The sequence below is a fragment of the Paracoccus sp. MBLB3053 genome (genome assembly GCF_031822435.1).
GTDB lineage: Bacteria > Pseudomonadota > Alphaproteobacteria > Rhodobacterales > Rhodobacteraceae > Paracoccus > Paracoccus aurantius.
Genome location: NZ_JAVQLW010000002.1, coordinates 474,888 through 499,364 on the forward strand (window position 1 = coordinate 474,888; position 24,477 = coordinate 499,364).

17 protein-coding genes and 3 pseudogenes are annotated in these 24,477 nt (G+C 60.1%); 6 read left to right on the top strand and 14 right to left on the bottom strand.

Going from position 1 to position 24,477, the window contains the following annotated elements:
* Positions 1 to 24: 24 nt before the first annotated feature.
* Genes RGQ15_RS16335 through RGQ15_RS16345 form a run of 3 tightly spaced genes read right to left on the bottom strand, consistent with a single transcriptional unit; the run spans position 25 to position 3,507 of the window.
* Positions 25 to 1,281, bottom strand: coding sequence for a hypothetical protein (locus RGQ15_RS16335; RefSeq protein WP_311161660.1), 1,257 nt, complete (start codon positions 1,279 to 1,281; stop codon positions 25 to 27).
* Positions 1,278 to 2,519, bottom strand: a complete 1,242-nt coding sequence (locus RGQ15_RS16340; RefSeq protein ID WP_311161662.1) for a glycosyltransferase family 4 protein — start codon at positions 2,517 to 2,519, stop codon at positions 1,278 to 1,280. Before RGQ15_RS16340 ends, RGQ15_RS16335 begins: the two co-directional genes overlap by 4 nt.
* Before the next feature lies 1 nt (position 2,520).
* Positions 2,521 to 3,507 carry a glycosyltransferase family 2 protein gene (locus RGQ15_RS16345; RefSeq protein WP_311161664.1) on the bottom strand — a complete coding sequence of 329 codons (987 nt, stop codon included), beginning with the start codon at positions 3,505 to 3,507 and terminating at the stop codon, positions 2,521 to 2,523.
* 324 nt (positions 3,508 to 3,831) lie between these two features.
* Here RGQ15_RS16345 and RGQ15_RS16350 point away from each other — a divergent pair, with 324 nt between their 5' ends.
* Complete coding sequence (locus RGQ15_RS16350; protein ID WP_311161666.1) at positions 3,832 to 4,755, top strand: glycosyltransferase family 2 protein; 924 nt, start codon at positions 3,832 to 3,834, stop codon at positions 4,753 to 4,755.
* A gap of 31 nt (positions 4,756 to 4,786) precedes the next feature.
* On the opposite strand, the gene RGQ15_RS16355 is transcribed toward RGQ15_RS16350, so the two are convergent.
* Together RGQ15_RS16355 and RGQ15_RS16360 are read right to left on the bottom strand one after the other, a co-directional pair.
* Positions 4,787 to 4,969: a hypothetical protein gene (locus RGQ15_RS16355; protein ID WP_311161667.1), complete on the bottom strand. Its 183-nt coding sequence runs from the start codon at positions 4,967 to 4,969 to the stop codon at positions 4,787 to 4,789.
* Between the two features lie 73 nt (positions 4,970 to 5,042).
* Entirely contained in the window at positions 5,043 to 5,600 is a 558-nt protein-coding gene (locus RGQ15_RS16360) for a hypothetical protein (protein ID WP_311161669.1), read from the bottom strand.
* Positions 5,601 to 5,663: 63 nt separating this feature from the next.
* On the opposite strand from RGQ15_RS16360, the gene RGQ15_RS16365 reads away from it, so the two are divergent.
* Positions 5,664 to 6,659, top strand: a complete 996-nt coding sequence (locus tag RGQ15_RS16365; protein ID WP_311161670.1) for a siderophore-interacting protein — start codon at positions 5,664 to 5,666, stop codon at positions 6,657 to 6,659.
* Here RGQ15_RS16365 and RGQ15_RS16370 read toward each other — a convergent pair.
* The 6 genes from RGQ15_RS16370 to RGQ15_RS16395 all read right to left on the bottom strand — a co-directional run bounded on the left by RGQ15_RS16370 (position 6,638) and on the right by RGQ15_RS16395 (position 14,944).
* The gene (locus RGQ15_RS16370) at positions 6,638 to 8,338 is read right to left on the bottom strand and encodes an ABC transporter ATP-binding protein (protein WP_311161671.1); all 1,701 of its coding nucleotides are present in this window, start codon (positions 8,336 to 8,338) and stop codon (positions 6,638 to 6,640) included. The two genes, RGQ15_RS16365 and RGQ15_RS16370, sit on opposite strands and share 22 nt — an antisense overlap.
* Positions 8,339 to 8,350: 12 nt before the next feature.
* Positions 8,351 to 9,127, bottom strand: coding sequence for an ABC transporter ATP-binding protein (locus RGQ15_RS16375; protein ID WP_311161672.1), 777 nt, complete (start codon positions 9,125 to 9,127; stop codon positions 8,351 to 8,353).
* Positions 9,124 to 11,097, bottom strand: coding sequence for a Fe(3+)-hydroxamate ABC transporter permease FhuB (gene fhuB, locus RGQ15_RS16380; RefSeq protein WP_311161673.1), 1,974 nt, complete (start codon positions 11,095 to 11,097; stop codon positions 9,124 to 9,126). The genes RGQ15_RS16375 and fhuB overlap by 4 nt, the downstream gene beginning before the upstream one ends.
* Positions 11,094 to 11,951, bottom strand: a complete 858-nt coding sequence (locus tag RGQ15_RS16385; protein WP_311161674.1) for an ABC transporter substrate-binding protein — start codon at positions 11,949 to 11,951, stop codon at positions 11,094 to 11,096. The genes fhuB and RGQ15_RS16385 overlap by 4 nt, the downstream gene beginning before the upstream one ends.
* A gap of 32 nt (positions 11,952 to 11,983) precedes the next feature.
* Entirely contained in the window at positions 11,984 to 14,053 is a 2,070-nt protein-coding gene (locus RGQ15_RS16390; RefSeq protein WP_311161675.1) for a TonB-dependent siderophore receptor, read from the bottom strand.
* A gap of 207 nt (positions 14,054 to 14,260) precedes the next feature.
* Positions 14,261 to 14,944, bottom strand: coding sequence for a DnaA N-terminal domain-containing protein (locus RGQ15_RS16395; RefSeq protein ID WP_311161676.1), 684 nt, complete (start codon positions 14,942 to 14,944; stop codon positions 14,261 to 14,263).
* Positions 14,945 to 15,308: 364 nt separating this feature from the next.
* Here RGQ15_RS16395 and RGQ15_RS16400 point away from each other — a divergent pair, with 364 nt between their 5' ends.
* The 4 genes and pseudogenes from RGQ15_RS16400 to istA form a co-directional block, all read left to right on the top strand.
* On the top strand, positions 15,309 to 16,619 hold the full coding sequence (locus RGQ15_RS16400; RefSeq protein WP_311161742.1) for an AAA family ATPase: 1,311 nt from the start codon (positions 15,309 to 15,311) through the stop codon (positions 16,617 to 16,619).
* Entirely contained in the window at positions 16,616 to 17,665 is a 1,050-nt protein-coding gene (locus tag RGQ15_RS16405) for a ParB/RepB/Spo0J family partition protein (RefSeq protein WP_311161677.1), read from the top strand. The genes RGQ15_RS16400 and RGQ15_RS16405 overlap by 4 nt, the downstream gene beginning before the upstream one ends.
* 699 nt (positions 17,666 to 18,364) lie before the next feature.
* A pseudogene (locus RGQ15_RS16410) lies at positions 18,365 to 18,730 on the top strand (helix-turn-helix domain-containing protein); the annotation flags it as partial.
* A 47-nt stretch (positions 18,731 to 18,777) separates the two neighbouring features.
* Positions 18,778 to 19,509 (top strand): annotated as a pseudogene (gene istA / locus RGQ15_RS16415) (IS21 family transposase); the annotation flags it as partial.
* Positions 19,510 to 20,079: 570 nt separating this feature from the next.
* On the opposite strand, the pseudogene RGQ15_RS16420 reads toward istA, so the two are convergent.
* From RGQ15_RS16420 to RGQ15_RS16435, 3 genes and pseudogenes are all read right to left on the bottom strand, one after another.
* A pseudogene (locus RGQ15_RS16420) lies at positions 20,080 to 20,229 on the bottom strand (IS3 family transposase); the annotation flags it as partial.
* Between the two features lie 444 nt (positions 20,230 to 20,673).
* The gene (locus RGQ15_RS16425; RefSeq protein WP_311161678.1) at positions 20,674 to 21,225 is read right to left on the bottom strand and encodes a hypothetical protein; all 552 of its coding nucleotides are present in this window, start codon (positions 21,223 to 21,225) and stop codon (positions 20,674 to 20,676) included.
* Positions 21,226 to 22,170: 945 nt separating this feature from the next.
* Positions 22,171 to 24,378 carry a TonB-dependent siderophore receptor gene (locus RGQ15_RS16435; RefSeq protein ID WP_311161679.1) on the bottom strand — a complete coding sequence of 736 codons (2,208 nt, stop codon included), beginning with the start codon at positions 24,376 to 24,378 and terminating at the stop codon, positions 22,171 to 22,173.
* Between the last annotated feature and the right edge of the window lie 99 nt (positions 24,379 to 24,477).

Genomic DNA, 24,477 nt, shown 5'->3' on the forward strand with positions numbered 1-24,477 from the left:
GCCTCGCAACAGGCATGCGCGGCTTCACCTGCGCCCGAACCATTTCAAGGGATTAAGACGACGGCGAAAGGCTTCGTATTCGGTCGAGACCTTCCGATAGGCATCGGACATTCGGGCAGCCTGATCCTGGAACTGCTGACGCGCCTCGGTTTCCTTGCGATACGCCTCGGCCATGCTTCGGGCGCGAGCTTCGAACTGGCTTCGCGCGTCAGCTTCCTGCAGATAGGCCCTGTGCATCTCTTGTGCGCGCGCCTCGAAGAGGGCTCGTTCCTCGGATGCCTTCCTGAACGCCGTCTCATAGGTGTCGCGGGCCTCGGCTTCGGATCGATAGGCGGATTGCAGTTCGCGGGCCTTTTCGACCTGCGCGTCGCGCTCGGCCGACACGCGCTCCACGCCCTGGCGGAAGGCCTCCAGATCACGCTGCAACTGGTGTGATGGTGTCTCGCCGATCTCGGCTCGGATTTCGCTTGCGAGAATCGACAGATGAGCAGCCCCCCGCCGCAGCAGGCTCGCCCTTGCGATCAATCCCGCGTCAGGGTGGCTGCCCTTCGGAAACCCACGCAACTCCCGCCACAACTCCGCGACGAGAGTATCAGACGGAGCGGTGTCACCGGCGCCAGAGGTCAATTCGGGCGCGAATGGTGGCTCAACCCCCTGCACGGAAAGGCCCGTGAATTGCGCGATCCGAGCGAGGCTGCCCGCCGCGTCATCATGCCAGTCGTCAAGCCTGCTGATCTGCATCGGCAGATCAGCAGCATTGGCCAGAGCCGCGAGCGTATAGGCGAGCCATAGCGCCTCACTCATCTCTTGTGAGGTCTGGTCCCTGCGGCCCAGGCTCGCGCTCACCCCTGCGGGATCCCGCAGGCAAAGCAGCGCCTTCATCGGCACTCCCAGATCCGCGGCCGCCCTGATCCACAGGGGAAGAAACAGCGTCATGCGCGGGTCCTTCAAGGCCAGGGCAGAGCCTTGCGACGTGCCCTCAAGCCGCGCAACCAGAATTTCGCGCAATTCGGCACCAGCCGCCCCGGCCGCATCACTGCCCCACCAATCCTCGGGCAGAGGCAGAAGATGCTCGGGCATGCCCCACGCCCGACCGTTCGCAGCCAGGAGCCTGTCATGGAAGGCCACGATCTCGCCAGCTTCCCAGTAGCCCTTGCGGTTGTAGTCGTCACCCGCCAGCAGCCCTCCACCTGCCTCTGCCCCAAGCGCACCCAGTGCCTGCATGGTCAGCGAGGTACCGGAGCGGTGCATTCCGATCACGGCAATGATCGAACGGCTCATCCGGCAGCCCCGCCGCCGCGCAGGCTGGCAAGAAGCTCGACCACCTTGTCGCCCTGATCCTGCCAAGTCGCGGCACGAGCGATCTCCTGTGCCTTTGCCGTGCGCCGCGCTCGATCTTCGGGATTGCGGATCGCCTCGATCATGACTTGCGCCAGGGCATCGGGATCGGGCGCGGCATAGAATGCCGCATCATCCGGCAAGAGCCAACGCGCGGAAGGGGTATCATTCATGACCACTGGGCATCCGCAGGCCGAGACCTCGAGAGGCAGAAGCGAGAGGTTCGTGCCAGAGAGAACAAGCGCCAGATCGCATTGGGAATAGAGGTCAGGCAGGGCCTCGAGCTTCTGCTCTCCCGCATTCAGATGCGGAAAGGGTATCTTGACCCCACCCACGTCTCCGCCCGCGAAGATCACCGCGACCTCGGGGCATTCGGCGCAGACCTTTTCCAGTGCGACCAGCCCAAGCTCGAACAATCGGCGTGGGGTCACATGGCGCGAGTAGAAGAGGATGTTGAAATGTCGCGTGCTGTTCCGCGGCTGCTGAACATAGCGATCATGCTCGACCCCAAAGGAAACCGCGCCGCAACGCATACCGTATTCAGCCGAGAGTTTCTCGGACAGCCAGCTGCCGGCAGTGATGCCCTTCAACCCAAGCCTGTAGGTGTTCTCGGCGAAATAGTACTCCGAAGAAACCGGGTGGAAGGCGGGCTCGAAGTCCTGCACGAAATAGAATTTTTCCTCGCTCGCCCGGTGTTTCGACACCCAATAGGCTGTCTGCCAGCCTGTCGCGAATGTAACCGCCGCAGGCACGAAACCTTCCACTCCCAGAGCAACCTCCGCCTTCAGCGGAAAATACCATTGCTCCAGCGCGGCCCTTGCGGCTTCAGGGCTGCTCCAGCCATAGGGCGGCAGGATCACGAGCCGCTGATCGAAGCCTCGTTCGGCCAGCATGTTGATGAAGCGGAAAATGTTCAGATGCCCGCCGGAACCGAAACCGAAATTGGGGATCACCCATTGCACCCGCGTTGCCGGCGCGGTGCCAAGCTTGGACGGATCGCCATGCGGTTCGCCGAGGACCTGTTCCCAATGACCCAGAAAGTCGATCTTGCCCGTCTGACTGATCGGTGCACCGACAGGCTGTGGCCCGTGGATCAGACGTCGGCTTGCGGCATTAAGCGCATATCCCAAGCCCTGAGTGCGCGCCACGCGGGTGAATTTTCGAACGAGATTCCCGACCATCTCAGAGGCTCCTGATCCAGTCGTCGCGAGATAGTCGGCGGGTCAGCCAATCCGGCAGGCCGTCGCGCGCGCCAAGGTAATGACCAAGTGGCCGCGCGAAGGATTCGGCCAGCCGCGAGAGCGTCTTGGCCGGATGGCGCCGCCACCATCCCTGTCTGAAGGCCAGACCCATATCCCGCTTTGCAAGATATGCGCTGGACCGCAGAACACCGCGCGCCCCCTTCGCCAGCCGGTAGCCGAACAGCTTCCGAAAGGCCCTGCTTTCGTCAAAGCTGCGCTGAAGCGTCTCGAACGGACCGAAGCTATGCGAATGGCGGACGACTGAATCCGGCGCGAATGCCTTGCGGTAACCGGCTTCGACGATGGTCTTTGCCCAGATCTGATCCTCGGCGAATTGCACGTCGGGATAAGGATGCAATTCCCAGATCCTGCGCGGCATTGCCGAGGCATTGTCCGAATAGAAATGATAGATCTGCCGCAGGCCCTCATTCCCGTCGTATTCCGCCCGATCCGTGATCTCCACGACAGGGAAAGCGCGCAATCCGTCGAAATGCTTTTCCAGTTCCCACGCGATGAATGGGTCCGCTTTTTCATGCGCAATGTGCCGCGAGAAGACGCCGGCGACCCGTTCGTCACGCCGCATGGGGGCGATCAATTCGCTCAGCCAGCGTTCGTTGGCGGGGATCGCGTCATGGGTGATGAAAGCGACATAATCAGCCTGGCTCAGCGAGGCGCCCAGATTGCGTGTGCGTCCGTGGCCGAAGGTCTTGGGATCGATCCGCTCCAGCCGGAAGCCGTGATCCAGCGCAAGCTGGTCCGAACCGTCTGTCGAACCGCTGTCGATACAGATCACTTCGAAGGGAGCATCGTAATCCTGCCGCGCGAGCTCTCGGCAAACATCACGGAAATGTGGAAGGCCGTTCTTGACTGGAATGATGACCGAGACTGAGTCCGGACCGCTGACGGGAGGGCGGGAAGTGGTGGTCAAGAATTGGCTCCGGCTAACGAGGCGTGAAGCTGCTTGTCGAAATTGGGGCAGGCCTTGTCAAGAGAGTGGGCATTCGTCGAACAGAAGTTTACTCGAAATCCACCCGAGAGTATAATTTTCGTCCCGCAACCAGACCCGGCTTGGCATGCAAGCCCGGAACGCCCTGATATCATTCGATGGTAACGGCCGGTTAGGTCCGGAGTGTCACATTTCTGCCCCGATGGTCACGCAATTCATGTGTCGACGGCAACTCGAGACCGACGTATCGGGTTAGAGCAACTATTGCGGGCTAGACGCCCGGACTTCATCTTGGAATGCGCCTGAATGACCAAAGTCTCGATCCTCATGGCAGTCTATAATGGCCAGCGTTTCCTGCAGGAGCAGCTTGACAGTTTCGTGGCCCAAGATGGCGTAGACTGGTCGTTGACGGCCAGCGACGATGGATCGACCGATGGCAGCGCCGACATTATCGCCGCATTTGCCGCCCTCCATCCGGGTCGCGTTGAGCAGGTTCAGGGTCCTCGGAACGGTGTGGCCGAGAACTTTCGCCACCTGCTGAGCTTCGTTCCGACCTCAGCCGATTTTGCGGCGTTCAGTGATCAGGACGACGTCTGGCTGCCCGGCAAGCTGTCGCGCGCGGTCAGTATGCTGGAAAAGGTTACAGATGGCCGCCCCGCCCTTTACTGCTCGCGGACCCGCATCGTGTCTTGCGATCTGGGTCAACGTGGACTGTCTCGCGATATCAGCCGCCCGCCTTCCTTCCGAAATGCGCTTGTCCAGAACATCGCGAGCGGCAACACGATTGTCCTCAATCGTGCTGCTGTCGATCTGCTTCAGGCAGCGCATGCCGAGGCAGGTCCGGTTCCGATCCACGACTGGTGGGCCTATCAGATCATCGCAGGCGCCGGAGGAGAAATCGTCTTCGACCGCGAGCCTGCCCTGCTCTACCGCCAGCACGGAGAAAACAGCATCGGGGCGAATGCCGGGCTGCGTTCGCTGCGAGAACGCGTCCAGATGACCATGCGCGGACGTTTCGCCTCGTGGCACCGAATGAACACGGCAGCCCTCTCGGCCTCATCCCACCGGATGACGGAAGCAAACCGACAGATCCTGACAGATTTCCAGAACGCCTTGAACACGCCTTCAACACTTCGCCGGCTCAAAGCCTTGCGCCAGTCCGGGGCCTACAGGCAGACTTGGACATCCAACGCGGCTCTATGGGTCGCAGCAATAATCAATCGCTTGTAGGGCAATGACATCCCGCCTGTCTGGGGCAGGATCATCCGAACGACCTCATGCTGCCGGAACGTTTCAGCAGGGTTCCAGCAAAAGCGATGGCGAATACCGAGCCGCTTCCCACCCCGGCGTAAACGGCGAGTGCCTCAAGAACGGAAGACCTGGCACAGAACACCGCCAGAGCGGAGCCAGAGGCGATCATCACGGATAGGATCAGTATCGGCATTTGTCGATCACCTGGCTTTTCGACTGCTTCAATCACCGGAGCATCTAGCTTAGTTGTGGCTGCCACTAAAGGATCAGGACGTCAGGTCACGGCTCTCGGTAAGGTTGATGAACTGCGCAAGGGCTCGGGCAATGACAGCATTCAGACATAGGTCTGTGCTGTTGCCTCCTGCATCGACAAGTCGGCAGACCAGCTCATCATCCTCGACCGAAACGACGCTGAACGAGACCGGCCTAACAGTCTGATCAACATGAAGGTCTTCCCCCGCAGCTGGGACTGACAGCAACAGCTGCTGGCCTGCCAGAACGCGCTCCTCGGTGGTCATTCTTGTCCCATCCTTACGCTTGCCTATCGTCAACAGCTTCACCGGACCGTCCTGCTTCAGACCCGCGCCCAGTTCGTTGGGACGTTGCGTCATGATTAACACCCGCTGAAGTTGACGCAACGTAAAGTTAGGTGAGAATTCGTTCTTGTCTTGCCCCAGAGACTTAGCGGCAACGCGATTGGCCCAAATTCGGTTCCCAAAGCCAACGCGAGACAATCCGTCGGTCGCGCGAGGGAACTTCGCCATCAACTCTGCCCCGGCCGCCCTTATTTTGTGCATGCCTCTTGTAAGGCTGTACTTCGACATTTTCCGCTTTGCTGATAAATTTTGTTGGTTATATGGTTTCCTGATTCAAGTGGAAGGACTCGCATGTTTCCCATTCGTCAGCTCCGCAGCGCAGGCACGCTGGTTTCCGCCTCGGGCGCGGCGGCATCCATACTTCGTGCCCGCGCCGCAGAATGGGAGGTCGATCTTGTCGAGACCTGCGACCGGCTGACTCTTCACGTCTGGGGCAGCGAACTCTCTCTTGTGACCGAGGATGGACTGGTGCGCATCGAATTGAAGGCACCGGAACAGCGCCTGATCGGCACGCTGCAGGACAGCGCGACGGAACTGTTTGAAAGCCACGGCATCGACATCCGCTGGGACAGCGTCAACGAAGGAGAACTTGCGCCCGGCCTGTCGCTGATGAAGTTAGTTTCGATCAGGCGTCGCAGCCCCGGTTTCATTCGGGTCAGGGTTTCCGGTCCGGATGCGGTCCGCTTCGGCCAGGGAAGCCTGCACTTTCGGCTTCTGCTTCCTGCGAAAGGACGCGAGCCGGTCTGGCCCAGGATCGCATCGAATGGTCGCACCCGTTGGCCGGATGGAAAGAACGCATTGCACCGGCCGGTGTATACCGTGATCGAGCAAAGGGATGATTGGGTAGAGTTCGACATCTTCAACCATTCCGGCAGCCCGACATGCGATTGGACCCAAGAGGCCCAGCCCGGCGAAACGGTCGGGCTGATGGGGCCTGGCGGAGGCTGGTGTCCGACGGCAGATGAGCTTTGGTTGTTCGGAGACGAAACCGCGCTGCCCGCGATCGCAAGAATGTTGAAACTTACGACCGGTAGGGTCCGGGCCTTCGTTCGCGCCGAGGCCGATGACCTTGATGAGCTTGCGTCCGACCCACGTGTCACCCAGTGCGACGATCTTCGTGACGCGATGGCTGAAGCGTGCTTCGATCCGGCCGCGGATCTGCACGTCTGGTTCGCGGGGCACGCGCGGGACGCTCGCGAAGCGCGCCACCATCTGGCGGCGCGCGGCCTGAACAAGCGTCAGTTCACAGCTGCCGCCTATTGGGGTCAGCCAGACAGCGCCGCGTAAACGCCGCCCTGCTCGACCAGCACGCCGTGCTGTCCGACTTCGACGATCTGGCCTTCCTGCATGACGACAATACGATCCGCATTGCGGATTGTACCCAGCCTATGTGCGATGACCAAAGTCGTCCGCCCAACAGCCAACGCATCAAGTGCCGCCTGAATTTCCCGTTCGGTCTGGCTGTCCAAGGCCGACGTCGCCTCGTCCAGAATGAGGATAGGAGGGTTCTTCAAGAAGGCCCGCGCGATGGCGACGCGTTGCTTCTGGCCGCCAGATAGCATGACGCCACGCTCTCCGACCACGGTATCGAGTCCTTCGGGCAGGTTTTCGATCATCGGGCCAAGCTGTGCCTGACGCGCCGCCTCGAAGATTTCGCCATCCGAGGCCCCCAGTCGACCGTAGGCGATGTTGTCCCGAAGCGTGCCGCCAAACAGGAAGACATCCTGGCTGACAAGACCAATCTGACGGCGCAGGCTGTTAAGCTTCATGCCCTCAAGCGGAATTCCGTCTACCGTGATATGCCCCGATGTCGGCTCGTAGAAGCGCGGGAGCAAGGCAAGAAGCGTCGTCTTGCCGGCACCGGAGGGCCCGACGAAAGCAACCGTCTCCCCTGCCCTGATGGCAAGATCAATCCCCTTGATGATCGGGCGCGCGCCGTCATACGAAAAACTCACATCGTCAAACCGGATGTCTCCGCGAAGCTTCGGGGCATCTATTGCGTCAGGACCGTCCTTGATCTCTGGCTCGGTCGCCAGGAGTTCCTGATAGCGGCGAAAACCCGCTATTCCGCGGGGATAGGTTTCGATCACGGCCGCGATCTTCTCGAGCGGCCGATAGAAAACCCCGACCAGCAGAAGAAATCCCACAAATCCGCCTGTCGTCAGGTTTCCCGACAGGACGAAGCTCGCGCCAACGACCATCACCACGACCTGCACGAGCCGAAGTCCCATGTATTGCAGCGCAGAAGACACCGCCATCACCCGATAGGCCTGCAGCTTGGTGTCGCGGTAGCTTTGGTTGTCGGTGGCGAAAAGCTCGGTTTCGTGCTTTTCATTGCCGAAGGCCTGCACCACGCGAACCCCACCCAGAGCTTCCTCGAGGCGCACGTTGAAATCCCCGACCCTGGAGTAGATCGCCCGCCAGGTCCGGGTCATGCGGCCGCCATAGACAATGACCAGCACCAGCATCGCCGGAACGATCACCGCAACGATAAGCGCAAGCTGCGGATTGATGGCGAACATCAGGATGAACGCCCCGACAAAGGTCATCAGTGCGATGAATGCGTCTTCGGGCCCATGATGGGCGACCTCGCCAATCTCCTCGAGATCGCGCGTTACGCGTGCAACCAGCTTGCCGGTCCGCGCCCGATCATACCAGCGCCAGCTCAGCCGGGTCAGGTGGTCAAAGGCGCGGGCGCGCATCTCGGTTTCGATGTTGATGCCAAGCTTGTGACCCCAATAGATCACGATTGACATGAGACCCGTGTTGACGACGTAAAGCAGCATCAGTCCGACTGCCGCCAGAACCGTCACCTCCCAGTTACCTTGGGGAAGCAGGTGGTCGATGAACGCCGTGATCGCCAGCGGAAAGGCAAGCTCAAGCAGCCCTGACAACACGGCGCAGCCGAAATCGAGCCAGAAAAGCCCCATCCAGGGCCGGTAATAGCTGAAGAATTCTTTCAGCATCTCGTTCCTTTCTCAAGCGGGGATGGCGACAAGGCCTCCATCCTCGCGTCGCAAGACCTGCATCGGCAGGCCGTAGATCTTGGCAAGCACATCGGGGCGCATCAGCTCGTCCGGGCTGCCCTGCATGGCAAGCCGCCCACCTTTGAGCGCAATCACATGGTCGCAGAATCGCGCCGCCATGTTCACTTCGTGAAGCACAACGACCGCACTGCGGTTCTGTGCATGGCACATCCTTCGGACAAGTGACAGAACCTCGACTTGATGGGCTATGTCGAGTGCCGAGATGGGCTCGTCCAGAAGCAGGGTCTGGGCTTGCTGTGCGACCATCATGGCAAGCCAGACGCGCTGCCGCTCACCGCCCGAAAGCGTGTCGACAAGCCGATCCGCGAAGGGCTCGACCGCGCATTCGGCAAGGGCCGCGCCAACTGCGGCGTGATCCCTTTCGCCGAAACGTCCCAGCGCCCCGTGCCAAGGATAGCGTCCCAATGCGACGAGTTCACGCACGGTCATGCCTTCCGCCGAGGGTGTCGTCTGAGGCATGAAAGCCAAGGCGCGAGCGTGTTCGCGTGCAGGCCAGTCCCAACTGTCCCTGCCGCAGAAACTGACCCGTCCCGAGGACATGGGCACTTGACGGGCCAATACCTTGAGCAGCGTGGATTTGCCCGAGCCGTTATGCCCAATCAACGCGACGACCTGCCCCTGCGGCAGATCAAGGCTGAGATTGTCGAGCAAGCGGCGGCCAGGGACATCGACCGAGAGTTCCGAAATGGTAAACAGGGCGTCCGTCATCGCCGCATCCTCATCATCAACCAGACGAGCCAGGGCGCCCCGAGAAGAGACGCGAAGAGACCCAAGGGAAGTTCGTAGGGGAAACCCGCCATTCGTGCTCCGAAATCCGCCGAGATCATCAGGATGGCGCCGATCAGGGCTGCGCCACAGATATGATCTCGCGCGCGCGCGAACCCCAACCGGCGGGCCATGTGAGGCGCCATTAGCCCCACGAAACTGAGCGGTCCGACAAGGACCGTTGCGGCCCCCGTCGCAATTCCGGCAATGGCAACAAGCCCGAGCCGCGCCCTTGTCAGCGGCACGCCCAGGCCGGAAGCGACTTCGGAACCCAAGGGAAGAAGTTCCAGCCAGCGCCAAGCACCCAAAGCCAGCATCACGACGATCAAGGCAAGCGCTGCCAGCACAGCGGCCTGAGCCGGACCGACGTTCCCCGAAGAGCCGCTAAGCCAGGCAAGGACCTGCCAGGATTGCGCGCTTCCGGTCGCCATAAGGGCCGAAAGCAATGCGGCGGCCATGGATGACACCGCGATCCCTGCCAGCAAGATCCGCTCGGCCGGCATGTCGCGCCTGCTGGCAAATCTTGAAACAAGGATCAGCGCGACGGCGCCTCCCAGCATCGTCCCGATCATTCGTTCCGTCGGCCCAGGTGAAACCATGAGAAACAGCACAGCGGCATAGCCGATCGAGGCGCCGCCAGAAACGCCCAGCACCTCCGGCGAAGCAAGGGGATTGGCGGTCATACGTTGCAAGATCGCGCCCGCAATCGCCAGCAGCGAACCGGCTGCACCGGCCGCGATCAATCGGGGCAAGCGCAGCGGAAGGAAGTCGCGAAAACTGTTCCAATCGAGAACGGCCCATCCCTGCGGAACCCGTCCGATCCAGACCAGAAGAACTGCCAATACGACAGTCGCGACAACAAGGGCAATCAGCACCCTGCCCGGTCGATCAAGCCGCGGCGCGGGCCCCTCGGCCGCTTCGGTGCCGGGCGGGGTCGAGCCACGAAGGCGCGGCAGCAGCCAGATCAGCAATGGTCCGCCGATGAGGCCGGTCAGGGCCCCGGTTGGGAACATTTCTCCGGTGAGGTCGGAGAGCCCGAGCACCACGCCGTCGCATGCAGAAAGCAGGATGGCCCCCAAGAAAGGAGCAAGCGCCAGCACCTGTCCCATTGTTCTAGCCCCAAGGCTGCGCGCGAACGCCGGGGCCGCCAGTCCGACAAAGCCGATCAACCCCAGTTCGGCTGAAACTGCGCCCGCCAGGAAAACGGCCAGGATGATCACGGCGAAACGTATCGCGGCGACGTTCAGTCCTAGGGCTCCGGCTCCGGCTGCACCCAGGGAAAGCACCCTGAGCGGACGCGCGAGCAGCGCCGCCCCGGCTGCGCCCGAGATGAGCACCAAACCGAGCGAGCGCACACCGCCCCAATCCTGCTGCACCAGAGAGCCGCCGTTCCAGATCACCAGCGACAGGAGATACTCGCCCCGGGACAGCGTGATTGCGGTTGCGATCGCCGAGGCCGTCATGCCGACAAGCATCCCCGCGATCACCATCGTAACGGGCGCGAAGGCGCGCCGCGCACCAATCAACATGACCAGCGCGGCCGCCGTGCCCGCTCCGGCAAGGGCAACGACCCAGCGGCCCTGCTCCAGAAGAGCCGGCGCGTAGATCGTCGTCATCACCAATGCAAGCTGGGCTCCAGCCGATATTCCCAATGTCGTCGGATCGGCGACAGGATTGCGCAGCACGGCCTGCAAGAGTGCCCCCGCCAATCCAAGGATCGCGCCCGCCATCAAAGCGATTGCGCCGCGCGGCATCACCCCGAACGCAAAAAGGATCTGGTCGACCTTCATCGTGCTGGCGTCGAAGGGAAACGCGGGCCAGTCGGTTGGAAGCAGCCTAAGCGCTGCCAGAAACCAGAGAACCGCAGCGAAAAGAAATGCGGCGAGCAAGGCAAGCCAGGTACGTGTTGTCATGTTCTTATCGGCCCCGCCTCGAAGGCTTCGACAAGCAGCGTTGCAAATCGAAGGGCCGAAGGCAGCCCGCCATAGACATTGATCTCGGGCAATTGGTAAAGCCTGCCTTCCGAAATCGGAGGAAGCGCACGCCAAAGCATGCTGTTCGACAGACCGGCGCGCGCCTCGATCGGAACGTCGCCAATGATGACAAGACGAGCTTCGGGCATATCGGCCAGCCTCTCGATCGGCAGCGGCGCACGGAAACTGAACTGCGTTTTCGCGGCCCAGGCGTTATTCAGACCCAGCCGCGCGAGGGCATCTCCGGGAAGGCTGTCGAATCCGAATGCCCGCAGGTGCCTTTCGTCGCCAATGTTGACAAGGCAGACGGGTCGATCCCGGAATGAATGAAGCCGCGTAGACAGGTTTGCGAACGTTTGGTCCGCAAGCGCCATCGCCGCGCGGGCCGCACCCCTTGCGCCGATCGTGCGCCCGAGCTCAACGAGCGCGGTTTCCATCTTGGCGAGGGGTGCCTCCCCCGGCATGTAAAACGGCAATGACACGACGGGTGCAATCGTGCGCAGCTTGGCCTCATGTGCAATATAGAACGGCGAGGTGAGGATGAAATCCGGACGGATGAGTTGGAGCAGTTCGAAGTTCGGTGCGCCGCGCAGACCAAGATCGACCACGTCGTCGGGAATGACCGGCGACGGAGTTTCTGCGCGGTACCGGATGAGTTCGCAGGCGGCGACTGGCATATGACCGAGAGCCACCGCCGTTTCGAACATGGCCCAGTCGATCGCCGCCAGGCGCGTCCCCTGCCCCGTCTGCGCAAAGACAGGCCCCGCCGCCGCGAATGCGACGGCGGAGCGCATGAAGGCTCGCCGGCCCAGATGGGCCATCGATTTTACCACTTGTAAGTCAGCTTCGCCTGCAATTCCCGGCCTTCGCCATAATAGCAACCAAAGCTGCCGCAGCTCGCGATATATTCCTCGTCGGTGACGTTGAAGACGTTGACCGATGCCACGATGTTGTCGCGGGCATAGCTTGCGGCAAGGTCGGCTACGGTCACCGAGTCGATCTTGTATTCGTTTGTCGTGTCACCATAGCGTTCGCCGATGTAGCGGACACCGCCGCCCGCGCGGATGCCGTTTCCGAAGTCTCGGTCAAGCCAGATGCTGGCGGAATTGTAGGGCGAGTTTGTCATCATCAGCCCATCCTGTGCCCCACCGTTCTGGTGCGCATCGTTATAGGTGTAGGCCGCGCGGACGTCCCAGCCCTCCGAAATCTCGGCTGTGGCCTCAAGCTCGACGCCGCGCGAATGCACCTCGCCGACCTGTTCCGCAAATCCGTCAACCAGTCGCGTGACATTCGTCTGCTTCAGGTCGTAGACGGCGGCGGTGATGAGGGCGTTGTAGTCAGTCGGTTGATACTTGACGCCGACCTCCCATTGCTTGCCTTTGGTCGGCTCAAGCGTCGCACCATTGCGATCCGTCCCAATCTCCGGCTCGAACGAGGTGGCATAGCTGACATAAGGCGCGACGCCGTTCTCGAAGACATAAGAGAGCCCTGCCCGGCCAGTGGTTGCCTCATCTTCCTGCAACGGATCGGTCGTGCCCGCGAAATTGTTCCAGGACGAGCCGCTTTGCTCGGCCCAGTCATGGCGAAGCGCAAATGTTCCACGCCAATTGCCAAGCGCGATTTCGTCCTGCGCGTAAACGCCAATCTGCTCGAGCGTCAAATCCTGGATGCTGCTGTACCAGGGCGATTTCGGAACCGACACGTTGTAATCAGGATCGCGCCAGTTCAGCGACGGAGCCGTGCCGAAATCGGTCGCATTGCGACCGCTCCACCGACTGATATCAAGGCCAAAGAGCAGCTTATGGCTAAATGCGCCGGTCACGGCCTCACCTACCAGGCGGGTATCGACCTGGACGGTATCGCTTTCTTCGTCCTGATAGGTCGATCCGACGCTGATCAGATCTCCGGTCAGCCCGCTGGCATAGAAGCCGACATAGTCCCAGTCGAATTTCTGGTAGCGAAAGCCCTGCTCGAGCCGCCAGCCGTTATCCAGTTCGCGTTTGTATTCGACGCCGAGATTGAGCATTCGGCGATCGCTTTCGTCCGCATCGGGATAGCCAGCATACAGATCGCGCACGTCGTCTGCATCCGCGATTTCGGTCAGACCATAGGGCACGCCTGGCGGGGAGATCGGTGCATCCTTCTGATAGGACAGCATGACATCGAGCGTAGAGGCATCGTCGAATTGCCAGCTTCCTGCGGCCGCAAGATAGCCACGCTCGTTCTCGAGCTCTTCGACCTGCTCATGATCCTTGCTTACGAGGCCGGTCAACCGCCAGGCAAAGGCATCCGATGCCGATCGGTTCATGTCAAAGAAGAGACTGCCGTTGTCACGCGTTCCGAAGCTGAGCCCGGCCTCGGAAAAATTGTCGAACTGGGCGTGCTTCTGAACCATGTTGATCAGGCCGCCAGGCGAGCCCGAACCATAAAGCGACGAAGACGGGCCACGCAGGACTTCGATCCGTTCGAGGCCGTAAAGCTCGAGCGACATCGCTCCGAAATCCCTGATCAGGTGGAGTCCGTTCAGATACTGCGAATTGCCCGCATCAAAACCCCGCAGATTGGGCTGGTCGAAGCGCGGGTCGGCACCAAAGGGCTCGGCAGTCACGCCCGCTGTATAGCGGAGCGCCTGTGACATGTTCTGAGCGCCCTGATCCTCGATCTGCTGGTTCGTAATCACCGACACGGATTGCTGGGTTTCCAGGACAGTCGCCTCGGTCTTGGTGGCGATCTGTGTCGTGGGCACGACATAGCCTTGCGTCGGTGCCGTGGCATCCAACACCACCTCATCAAGGACAACAGGGCTGGCCGCTCCTTCCGTCTGGGCATGGACAGGCAGCGCAAGGGCAAGAAAGCTGGTTCCGGCCAGCAGGAAAACGCGATGAGACAGCAGCATTGTTATGCGCCCTTCTTCCAATAGAGCATCCTACCCAAGTTGCGCAGCAAGCAGGGCAGTGAGTACCTGACAAGTTTTATGGGCTATATCCATGCTTCAAATTTTCGTGGTTTGCAACTGGTCGCGAGATCTTGTCGTGATCACTGGTCGGGGGTCGTTCGTAACGACCATCTCGATAGGATCGATCCCGTCAGGGTTGGTCCGACTTCAATAGGCAATCGATATGCGACGCAGGCCGGGGAATTCCTCTCGGGCGAGATCTTCGATCCGTTTAAGATGATGGGTAAGGATATATTGTGCGACGAAGGCCGAAGGAGCATTCAGCAGCAGAAGCCCATCATCAAAGCTCTTGAACATCAGTTTGTCGAACCATGCGCCGTGAAGCCCAGGATCGCTCTGCGCGAGAGATGACAGCGTTCGCTCCCAAGCAGGTGAGTTTTCAGAGCTGCGCACTCGAAAGTCGACCCGAACAACTTTCTCTTCAGGCATTTCTCGAAGGGTTTTCTCGGTGCCCATTCTGGCCGAAAAATCAGGCCCCACATTTTGCCAGTGCGGCGCGCTCAGTCGCTGGATTTCGATGAGGTTCAGGCGATAGGCCCCTACCCTTCCCCGCACACCTTGCCGCAACTGAAGCAATATTTGCTTCTCGATGAGACGCTTGATCTCACGTTTGACCGTTCGCTCATCGACCGACCACATGCGTGCGAGATCCCGCTGCCCGACGCTGACCTCGTCGAGTTTCCAATTGTAGCGCGCTGTGACCAGAGTCACGAGGCGTAGCATGGATGTTTGAAACCCGGGCGTGCCGTTCAGCCCTGCCAAGGCAATTGCCGTAAGCAGATCATATTTGTGCGAACCAGCCTGTGGCCCGGTCAATCGCTTCGGATCCATTTCGCGTCCCTACTGCTCGGATCGGGTTCTTCGTCCCGATTCTCATGTAGAAGGAGAGTGATGCAACATCCCGTGATCTGTCAACGAAAACCGAAAGACGGGATGAGGCGGCGCAGATTCAAAATTCAGGAAAATGAGGTTATATTGGTGAAGGGTGACAGCCTGCTGTCACCAAGAACAGGCCGCTTTGTCACCTTATCGGCGAAAGTGACCGGGATTTTGTCACCATATCTTGCTGGGCGAGTCCGGAAATTCCCGTTTTTGCCTGACCTGAGAGAAAAATCCGAAATGGCAAACTCGTCGTTTTGCGTTTCACCAAATTCGCGTTATTTAGATGCCAGTGAGGTAAAACAAGAGCGGTGTGATGCGAGACCATTCAGATCTACAATCGATGAACGAGCGCAGTTTGGCGCAACAGGCTGCTGTCAGGAAGGCAACCTTTTCACCCTCTGAGAAGAAGACGCTTCGGCCCTTCTCGATCTGGGAGATCAGTCAGTTCATGTTCGACGTCCCGGCCGATACTTTGCGTAAGAAACTGGCCGATGATCCCTCGTTGCCCCAAGGCACGGTCGAGGAAGATGGTCGTCAGCGCTGGTTTGGACTGGCCGAGATCAACGAATTGAGGCGGCGACTTCGCTTTCGTGGAAGGACATTGCTTCCCAAGCGTCCGTCGGGTCGCGCGGTTCGGGTCGCGGTGTCCAACTTCAAGGGCGGCGTCGGGAAGACGGTCGTTGCGCATCACTTGGCCAATGCCGCCGCATTGGATGGTTACCGTGTGCTGGTGATCGACTTTGACCCCCAGGCGACGCTGACCCATTCGATGGGTCTTGTAGAGGTCAAGGAATGGAACACCGTCTGGGGGATCATGTGCCGCGACCTTTGTCGTGAGGCGGACCGTATCGTCGCGGCTTATGACGACCCGGCGGATTGCCCCTACCCTTCCTCTGATGAATTGCCGGAAGACGTCCAGTCGATCGGTGCGCAGCGTGTTCAGGACTTTATCCAGAAGACGGCGTGGTCAACGATTGATATTATCCCCAGCTGTGCAAACGCGGCATTCGTCGAATTCGCCAGCGCGCAGTATCGAGCGTTGCACAAGGCATGGAGTTTTTTTGGCTGCATTTCGCGCTACCTGGATGAACTTCCAGACGATCAATATGACATCATCATCTTCGACTGTCCGCCTGCGATCGGATACCAGTCGCTGAACGCGGCCTTCGCTGCCGATATTCTCTATATTCCGTCGGGACCCGGCTATTGGGAATACGACTCGACGACGAGCTATCTCGGTCAGCTTGGTGATGCGATGGAGGACATCTCGAGCGGCTTCGCTTCGATCGCCGAGGATGCGGGCATTCGGCTGCCAAAGCGCTTTGATGACATTCGCCTTCTGATGACTCGTTTCGAAGCGTCGAACCCGCTGCATTTAGCTATGCTCGATGCGTTTCGAAACGTCTTTGGTGCAGATGTGTGTCGGAACGCGATCGAGATGACGCGTGCGGTAGAACAATCCGGCCGTTTCCAGCAATCGGTCTATGAGCAGGATTACCGGCAGATGACGCGAGAGACCTGGAAACGCGCGCGACAAAGTTTCGACGCTGCCTATGGTGAGTTCAAGGAAACTGTGTTGCGTGCCTGGGAGCAGCGAGAAGATGTCGACGGAGCGGCGGCATGAGCGGCAGGAACAAGTTCGGGTTCGGTCCGCTTGATGCGTCGCAGCTGTCGCCGAGGCGGCGGGAAGTCGGTCCCATGGGTGCTGCGGTGCGCGAGGCGGCGGGCAGCTTGTCCGAAAGCACCGAGAGCCTGGTCGAACAGCGGCGTCAGAACGCAGCTGATGCCAAGGCCTTTCGCGCGGCTCATGATGAGGGGCGGATCCTTGAGGCCCTTCGTGTCGACGAGATTCGGCTAGACGATCTGCCCCGCGACAGGCTGGATCTGGCAGAAATTGCAGGTTCGGACGAGATGGAGGAGCTCAAGGCTTCCATTCGTGAAAGGGGCCAGAAAGAGCCAATCGAGGTCTTCAAGGGAGATAGCGGGTACCAGCTCAAGAAAGGGTGGCGCCGTCTGACGGCATTGAAGCAGCTGTGGCAGGAAACGGGAGATGAGCGATTTGGCACAGTGCTCGCACGGGTCGCGGAAGGCAAGTCGGACCGGATCGAGCTTTACATCGATATGGTCGAAGAGAATGTGATCCGCGAGGATCTGACCTTTGCGGAGATGGCGCAGGTGGCAATCATCGCGGCTCGCGACGCGGAAATCGTGGGGCAGGGGGCGGACGAACTCGTTGGGCGTATCTACGCGTCGCTTCACAAGATGAAACGTTCCTACATACGCAGCTTCGTGTTTCTTTTGAGCGAACTCGGCGACGATTTGCGCTTTCCGAAAACAGTGTCCCGAAATCTGGGTGCGGATGTCGCCCGGAAGCTTCAGGCCGCGCCAGATCTCGCGCCGGCTCTGCGCAAGGAACTGGCCGGTGCCAGATCGGCTGACGAGCAGCTGGCGGTTCTGCGCAAGTTTCTCGAGACCCCTGCTGAGCGCGCCGTGCCAGCCAAGGCAACTGCGCCGAAAAGCGTCAAATACGAGTTTCATGTCGGAGCGGCGAAGGTCACCGCCCGAAAAGGCGAATGCCGCATTCTCTCGGAGACGGATTTCTCTGCGGTAGACCGGCGCCGCCTGCAGCAGGCCATCGAGGCATTTCAGGACGTGCTCAGGGGCGAGTAACCCGCGGGTTACCTCAATTCGTCTGGAGAAGGGTAACCCGCGGGTTACCCTTTTTCATTGCCTGATACAGGCCAAGGATTGAAGGGACGTTGCTGTCACAGTTGCCCTTGTCTTTAAGCGCATTGATCCGCCGCCATCGCCCTAGATTCATGCGCATCTGGCGTGTGACGCAATGTACGTCCCATGGTAGGTGCCAGTGGCATGGGAATGCCGGAAACCATCCAGGCATTCGTCTCCTTTGCAGGCTCACAATGCAACGAATTCGGATTTTGCCCGGTGTATCTCAGGGCAACAAAGGCACTCAAACTCAACGCCAAGTAATCCGCAGTTTAAATAATTTATGCGGATATAATGCCAACTGGACTTAGTTTTCGCCCCGTGTTCCTTGTCGATGGCCGCATTAGCCGAGCGGATGACCCTCATCCATATTTCGAGCGGGGTCGGACCACGAATACTGGTCCTTAAAGATGCCCGGCTGGAGATGAGCGTAAAAGCATAAGTTCACGAAGGCGCCGGAGACGTCCATTCTGAAGCTGGGCGGCAAAGAGCCCCGGTTGCGGAGCTTTGCCGCAAGTCGGGACTCGGCCCGTCGGCCTTTGCAAAGCCCAGGTAGGATTGTCGCGAGTTGGCAAAGTTGATTTGTCGCCTCCGCCCTGAGTGCTGACGCTGGTGTTGACCACGTGGCATGAGGGCCTTGACTTGGGACTTGTTCTGATGAGCGAACGCGGGCTGCAGCGGATCGAGGTGCTGGCGCAGGTTCTTGACGGCAGCCTGCGCAGAGCGACGGCGGCGCGGCTTCTGGAGTTGAGCCAACGCCAGGTCCAGCGCCTGCTGCGCAAGGTTCGGGCTGAAGGCGCCATGGCCGTGCGCCACAAGCTGCGTGGCCGGCCTTCGAACAACCGCATCAGTAATCTGAAACGCGACTACATCCTGTCGCTGATCCGCAGCGATTATCCTGATTTCGGCCCGACGCTGGCGGCCGAGAAGCTGGCCGAACGCCATGACATCCGGGTCTCATCCGAGAGCCTGCGGCAATGGATGCTGGCGGCGGGTCTGTGGCAGAGCCGCGGATCACTGGCCTGATGCTCTCCGCAACCTGGTGGAGGTTTCGGGTGAAGAGTTTGAGGGAGATCGTCTTGATCCATGACCTGCATCGACAAGGTCTGAGCATCACCGCCATCGCACGAAAGCTTGGATGTGACCGCAAGACCATCCGGTAATATCTTGCTCGTGGCCTCGAGCCCCCAATCTACAAGCCGCGGGCACCACGCCCCAATCTGGTTGAGCCCTTTGAGGCCTACCCGCAGGAGCGGGTTTCCAGCTTTCCCGAATTCTCGGGACGCCGTCTGCATCGCGAACTGGTCGAGCTTGGCTTCTCCGGAAGCTACTCGACGCTGAAGCCCTTTCTGCGCGAGATCCGCCCGCCCAAGACAAAACCCTTTGCCCGGCGCTTCGAGACGCCGCCGGGTCGACAGGCCCAGATGGATTTTGCCGAGTTCTCGGTGGAATTTTACGACGAGCCCGGTGTCATCCGAAAGGTCTGGCTGTTTTCCATGGTGCTGGGCCATAGCCGCTGGCTCTGGGGTCACTTCGTTGCCAGCCAGAACCTTCAGTCCGTGCTACGCTGCCATATCGCTGCCTTCGAGGCGATGGGCGGTGCGCCGCAAGAAATCCTCTACGACCGGATGAAGACCGCGGTCATCGGGGAAGATGACGCGGGGATCGTGACCTATAATCCCGCGCTCGTCGCCCTGCTGAACCATTATGGCGCGGTGCCGCGTGCCTGCCGTCCATATCGCGCCTGCACCAAAGGCAAGGTCGAACGTCCGTTCCGCTACATTCGGCTGGGTCGAGCGACGCGCAGATAAACGTGCAGCCGAGGCACAGGCCGCAACGCACCAAACCCCTGCGGAATGACGATCGGCCTCGCAAGGCCCCGGCCTTTTTCCAACCCCGCCGGCCCCGTCCCTCGGGCCCTTTTGACACAGAGCGGGCCGGGGCCGGCTTCTCGCCTGTCGCGCCCCCGTGCCTCAACGCGACATTTCCAAAGGGCCGAAAACACGACGTTTCAACTTGGTGACAACACCCTTTTCAACTGAAAGAATAATTATGTCGTCCTGCCGGGCGACGAACTGCGTCGTCTGAAGGCGAGGGGGGAAGGCATCGAGATGCTGCAAGTTCTTATAGGGCGAAAGCTCTGATGCCTGGACGTTTGCAAGATACTGCGACTGGGACGGGCATGGATTCGGGCTCAGCACTTTCACGCCCCCTCGCGGTAGAGCAAACCGCCGGCGATTGTGGGCCAGGTCGGGCCCAGCAGCGGATCATCTTGCGATCCCACCAGGCAATTCGGCATGCCTGCGGTTCCCAGACCCTGAGCAGGTTTCTCAAATGCGCGACCGCTTCACCTTTTACACCGTACATCCGCCGAACCTCGACTTCCCGTTGGTGAAAGTGCCTTCAAACACGCCGTGCTTGCGGCACAGGTTCCACAATTTCGCGCCAGTCTCATGCTCGGTCAGGATGGCGATGATCTGTGCAGCCGTGGAACTCGTTCGCTTGATTGTCCGCCCTCAGGCTAGCCCAAGCTATCATCGACGATGGAGGGGAAATCCCGATCACGTTCGACAGCATTATGGACGTCGAGGCATGCAGATGATCCTGTCCTTGAGGGCAGAACATCGGAAAAACGGGCCGGCCGGACGATGTTGTCTGGGCCATCCGAAACCAGGGGCCCGGCCCATACGATAAAGCATTTTGTGTTCCAAGTGGACCAGTAGTGCGGTCGTGCTGCTCCGTGTGCGCCAGGGGATAGGTCAAGGCTTCTCTGGGCGGAAAAGGGCGTTTGCCTTGTTCAGGCTCCTGCGCAGAATCGCTTTCGCTGCCCAAATACCAAGTCGCCGAAGGACCTTCTTTCGAGCCTGCAGGGTGGCATCTCATTCTCGTCATAGCGCGGGGGCGCTTCGTCATGTTCAGCAGGCTTGCGCCCGGTTTGAACTCCGCCTTGGTCAACTCCAGGGCCAGCGGGGCTTGCTGTCGGGGGCAACCCACGGTTCGCCCCATCGTGACGTATCGGGGTTGGCAGGGTCCTTTTCGGGGCATTTCTCATGCGCCATGGCGGCCTTGGTATTTGTCAGGCAGCCGCAGACCGAGCAAACGCGCGCAGCTTGGCCCACCACAAGTTTTGCGCCGCGATATGACAACCCATCTGGTGCCGGCTCTTCAAAAGGGCAGGTCTTGCAGGCGGCCAATCTCTTGCTGATGATCCATGGCTTCGCCACCTCCAGACCTTTCATACCCCATTTCAGAATGCTTTTGGCAGCATTGGTCGCGGGACCGACAGACGGCTCATTTCTGGGTTCTGCCGAGGCAAGAAGCCGTTCGAGAAGCTCGGGGTTCTTTCGCATTGCCATGAGGGCCGTCGCGTATCGTTCGTTTTCAATGGCTTTCTTCACGGCGGCCAAGGGCAGGCTGCCTTCGAAATGCAGCAGTTCGCGAAGTCGCTCTGCCGCCCGCTCGATGGAGGTCGAGTTCGTGATCTCGTCGGGAAGTATGCCCATCTGCATTTTCTCGCTTCGTAGACTGACGGATACAAGTCGGGGTAGTGATCAGGGCACGTCGTGAAATTCTGCTGGGCAGTGAGCATTCCGACGGCGCAACGAATGGCCGAGGGCCGGTTCACATCAGCGATATGAACATCAACGCCTTTTCGGCGCCGCAGCATATCTGGCCCGGATGCATCATGACACATCTGGGAACGGCCGTCTTCCCCGGAGTCGCCTCTTGAACCGAGTGTGACCGTCTCGTCATGCGCGCGAGATTCGACCTGTTCGAAGTGCGGTCTGTCCAGTTGTTGTCGTGCAGGGGCCAAGGAATTTGGCGGCGCTTAGGCGACGATTTCTGGAGATGGCTGCACTCATGATCGCTGTCGTGCCTTTCTGTGATGATGAATAATCCGGGAAGGGCGGGCGAAGCTTGGTGTGGATGTGCAGGGCAGGGGAGGGGTACCTGCGCTTCAAGCTGGTCGGGGCAAGGTTGCTCTTCTCAGCCAGACCAAGTGTCTTCCTCCTGCCTTGCCTATCGCCCGGATAAAGCCCAACATCTCGCGAGCGATCGCTCGGATGACCACCACCTTCGTCTTCCCGGCCGATGGGGAAATCGGCGGGATCAATGCGGACGCGGGCTATTACGTGCGAGTGCCATGATGCGGTCGCGGACCCGGGGGCCCATGCCCTGATACCAACGCCGAAGCCCCGCCGAGACGAAGATGAACTCCGTGAAACGGCTGAGGTGGAACCCGATGGCACGCGACTTCGATCGCCATGTCGCCGGATTCCGGGTCCGAGCCGCAGGGCCGATCGGCCAGACCGCGTTTGGCAAGCCGGTCTCAGAGCCAACCGGATGAGTTATTCTGAGAAGTGCTGGGCTTCACGCTGGTTGCGCGACAGAGTTTCTTGTCGGGCAAATCTGGGGGCGACTCATTCTCGCCCCCATGAACTTATGCGTCAAAAGCGGTGACGCAGGGTCGCCTGAATCTCGCGACCGGGGTTGTAGGAATAGTTGGTGCCGGCGCCAGCGACATGCTGTTCGTCAAGCAGGTTGCTGACATTGATCGCCAGATCCGTGCCGTCTTGCACCTCATAGGTGAAAGCGGCGTCGAGCAAGGTGGTCGCTTCGCTCTTGGCACCTGCGTACCCCGCCGAGAGCAGGCCCGCATCATTCGAGTCATTGAAGTAGTACGAGCCGATATAGCGCGCGCCCAGGCCGAAGGTCATGTCGCCACGTGCACCCGCGCCAGCCAGGCTGTAATTGACCCAGATCGAGGCCATGTGGCTGGGCGCGGTCGCCAGTTCATTGCCGGTCAGGTCGGTTCCGTTCGAGCGAAGGCCCCGGACGATCTCGGTCTGCATGTACGAATAGGCGCCGATCACGCTTAGGTTTTCGGTGATCTCGGCTTTCGCCTCGAGGTCCAGGCCGCGAACGCGCGAGTCGATCAGATCGAAGGTGAACGGGGTGCCAGCGCCGCCGGGCCAGTACAGGCGCGGTTCGTTGTCCTTTTTCAGCTCGTAGATCGAGGCCGAAATAAGGGTGTTCGTTCCAGTGGGCTGGTATTTCACGCCAAGCTCGTACTGCTCGCCACGCGCAAGCTCGGCATAGATGTCCTGCGGGCTCGACTCGGAGACGGGCGCAACCGATTCGACATAACTGAAATAGGCCGAAACCTCGTCGTTGACCTTGTAGGTCAATGCAGCGCGGAGCGATGTTTCCGAGAAGTCGTTTTCTTCGGAGCTGGTCTGAGGCGAATTGAACAACGACCATTGGTCGATGGAAACGTCGATCCAATCGTGACGCAGACCAACAGTGGCAATCCAGCGATCGTCGAAGGACAGGTTTTGCTGCAGGAAGAGCGATTGCGTCGAGTAATCCTTGTCCCGGGTCTGATACAGGGTCGTGCCGCTCGGCTGACCGCTGATGTCGGGACTGGAGGGATCGGCGCCCGCGACAAGACCGTAATAGGCGCTCTCGCTGACCGTCGCATCGCGGAATTCAAGGCCCGCCAGCGTGCTGCTGTCGACGCGGTCGAAGGTCGTGTCATATTTGAGGATGGCGTTGCCGATGAGTTCTTCCGAGGAACTGTGGCTGGCCAAGGCACCCCGGCCCACCAGACCTCCGCTGCGGCCCCACCGGTCGTCGACATAGGCATAGCCGTAATTGTCGGTCAGGTCGCTGTAACGCAGATTTGCCTGCAGGCTTAGCCCGCCGCCGAAATCATGCGAAAGCAGCCCCGTGATGCTGGTGCGTTCAACGTCGTGATAGTTGTAGTCCTTGAGGCCGAAGAAATCGCTGCGGTCATATTCGCGGAAGATGGGGTAGCCACCGCTGTTCGGCGTGCCGTCACGTTTCAGGTAGTCGACCACCACGCTCAGCTTGGTCGCATCCGTGGGCTGCCAGGTCAGGCCGCCCATCAGGAAGGCTTCGTCATCCTTCGAGTGGTCATATTCCAACTCGCTGTCCTGCACCTTGCCGGTGATGCGGAACGCGAAGTCCTGATTGGCGTCGATGACGTCGCCAAAGTCGAAGCCAAGTTCGGCGTGGTTGAACGAACCATAGGTCAGATATGTTTCGCCGATCCGCTCGAACTTCGGGGTCTTGGTCACGAAGTTGATCGAGCCACCCGGTTCGCTTTGGCCGAACAGGGTCGAGTTAGCGCCGCGCAAGACCTCGACGCGTTCATAGGCGAAGGGCTCTTCGCGCACGCCGCGCATGGTGCCCAATGTCAGACCGTCGCGATAGGTCGAGGCGTTGAATCCACGGATCGAATAATAGTCATTCCGCCCATCGGTATCACCGTAGAAATCGGTCGCGATGCCCGGCGTATATTGCAGGATCTCTTCGACCGACTTGGCGTTGCGGATCTCAATCTCTTTCTTTGTGATCACCGAGATCGACGCTGGCGTATCCAGGATGCTCGTCGCGACCTTACCTCCCACTGAAATCTCATGCGCGACGATGGAGTTCGCATCGTCATCGAACGTGCCGATGGCCTGAATCGTGACGGGGTTCAGACGATAGGGCGTTTCTTCGCTGGCGGCGGCAGCGTCCTGTGCGCGCGCTCCAGCCGAGACGGCGACCAGTGCCGTGCAGCCCAGAAGCGCGGTGGTCATGCAGCCGCGCGAAATGCGTCCGAGACTCGCAAGATGGCAATATGTCATCCTTGCCCCTTTCCTTAGTGTTTAACTAGAGTTTGGGACATGCGCTATCGCTCGCAGCGGGGTGCCAGCAAGTAGGCGCAGACAATTAGCCTGACAATT

Bases quoted from the DNA above. Each gene is read 5' to 3' on its own strand.
- RGQ15_RS16335 (WP_311161660.1), bottom strand. From the start codon at position 1,281: ATGAGCCGTTCGATCATTGCCGTGATCGGAATGCACCGCTCCGGTACC.
- RGQ15_RS16340 (WP_311161662.1), bottom strand. From the start codon at position 2,519: ATGGTCGGGAATCTCGTTCGAAAATTCACCCGCGTGGCGCGCACTCAG.
- RGQ15_RS16350 (WP_311161666.1), top strand. From the start codon at position 3,832: ATGACCAAAGTCTCGATCCTCATGGCAGTCTATAATGGCCAGCGTTTC.
- RGQ15_RS16355 (WP_311161667.1), bottom strand. From the start codon at position 4,969: ATGCCGATACTGATCCTATCCGTGATGATCGCCTCTGGCTCCGCTCTG.
- RGQ15_RS16360 (WP_311161669.1), bottom strand. From the start codon at position 5,600: ATGTCGAAGTACAGCCTTACAAGAGGCATGCACAAAATAAGGGCGGCC.
- RGQ15_RS16365 (WP_311161670.1), top strand. From the start codon at position 5,664: ATGTTTCCCATTCGTCAGCTCCGCAGCGCAGGCACGCTGGTTTCCGCC.
- RGQ15_RS16370 (WP_311161671.1), bottom strand. From the start codon at position 8,338: ATGCTGAAAGAATTCTTCAGCTATTACCGGCCCTGGATGGGGCTTTTC.
- RGQ15_RS16375 (WP_311161672.1), bottom strand. From the start codon at position 9,127: ATGACGGACGCCCTGTTTACCATTTCGGAACTCTCGGTCGATGTCCCT.
- fhuB (WP_311161673.1), bottom strand. From the start codon at position 11,097: ATGACAACACGTACCTGGCTTGCCTTGCTCGCCGCATTTCTTTTCGCT.
- RGQ15_RS16385 (WP_311161674.1), bottom strand. From the start codon at position 11,951: ATGCGCTCCGCCGTCGCATTCGCGGCGGCGGGGCCTGTCTTTGCGCAG.
- RGQ15_RS16390 (WP_311161675.1), bottom strand. From the start codon at position 14,053: ATGCTGCTGTCTCATCGCGTTTTCCTGCTGGCCGGAACCAGCTTTCTT.
- RGQ15_RS16395 (WP_311161676.1), bottom strand. From the start codon at position 14,944: ATGGATCCGAAGCGATTGACCGGGCCACAGGCTGGTTCGCACAAATAT.
- RGQ15_RS16400 (WP_311161742.1), top strand. From the start codon at position 15,309: ATGCGAGACCATTCAGATCTACAATCGATGAACGAGCGCAGTTTGGCG.
- RGQ15_RS16405 (WP_311161677.1), top strand. From the start codon at position 16,616: ATGAGCGGCAGGAACAAGTTCGGGTTCGGTCCGCTTGATGCGTCGCAG.
- RGQ15_RS16425 (WP_311161678.1), bottom strand. From the start codon at position 21,225: ATGGGCATACTTCCCGACGAGATCACGAACTCGACCTCCATCGAGCGG.
- RGQ15_RS16435 (WP_311161679.1), bottom strand. From the start codon at position 24,378: ATGACATATTGCCATCTTGCGAGTCTCGGACGCATTTCGCGCGGCTGC.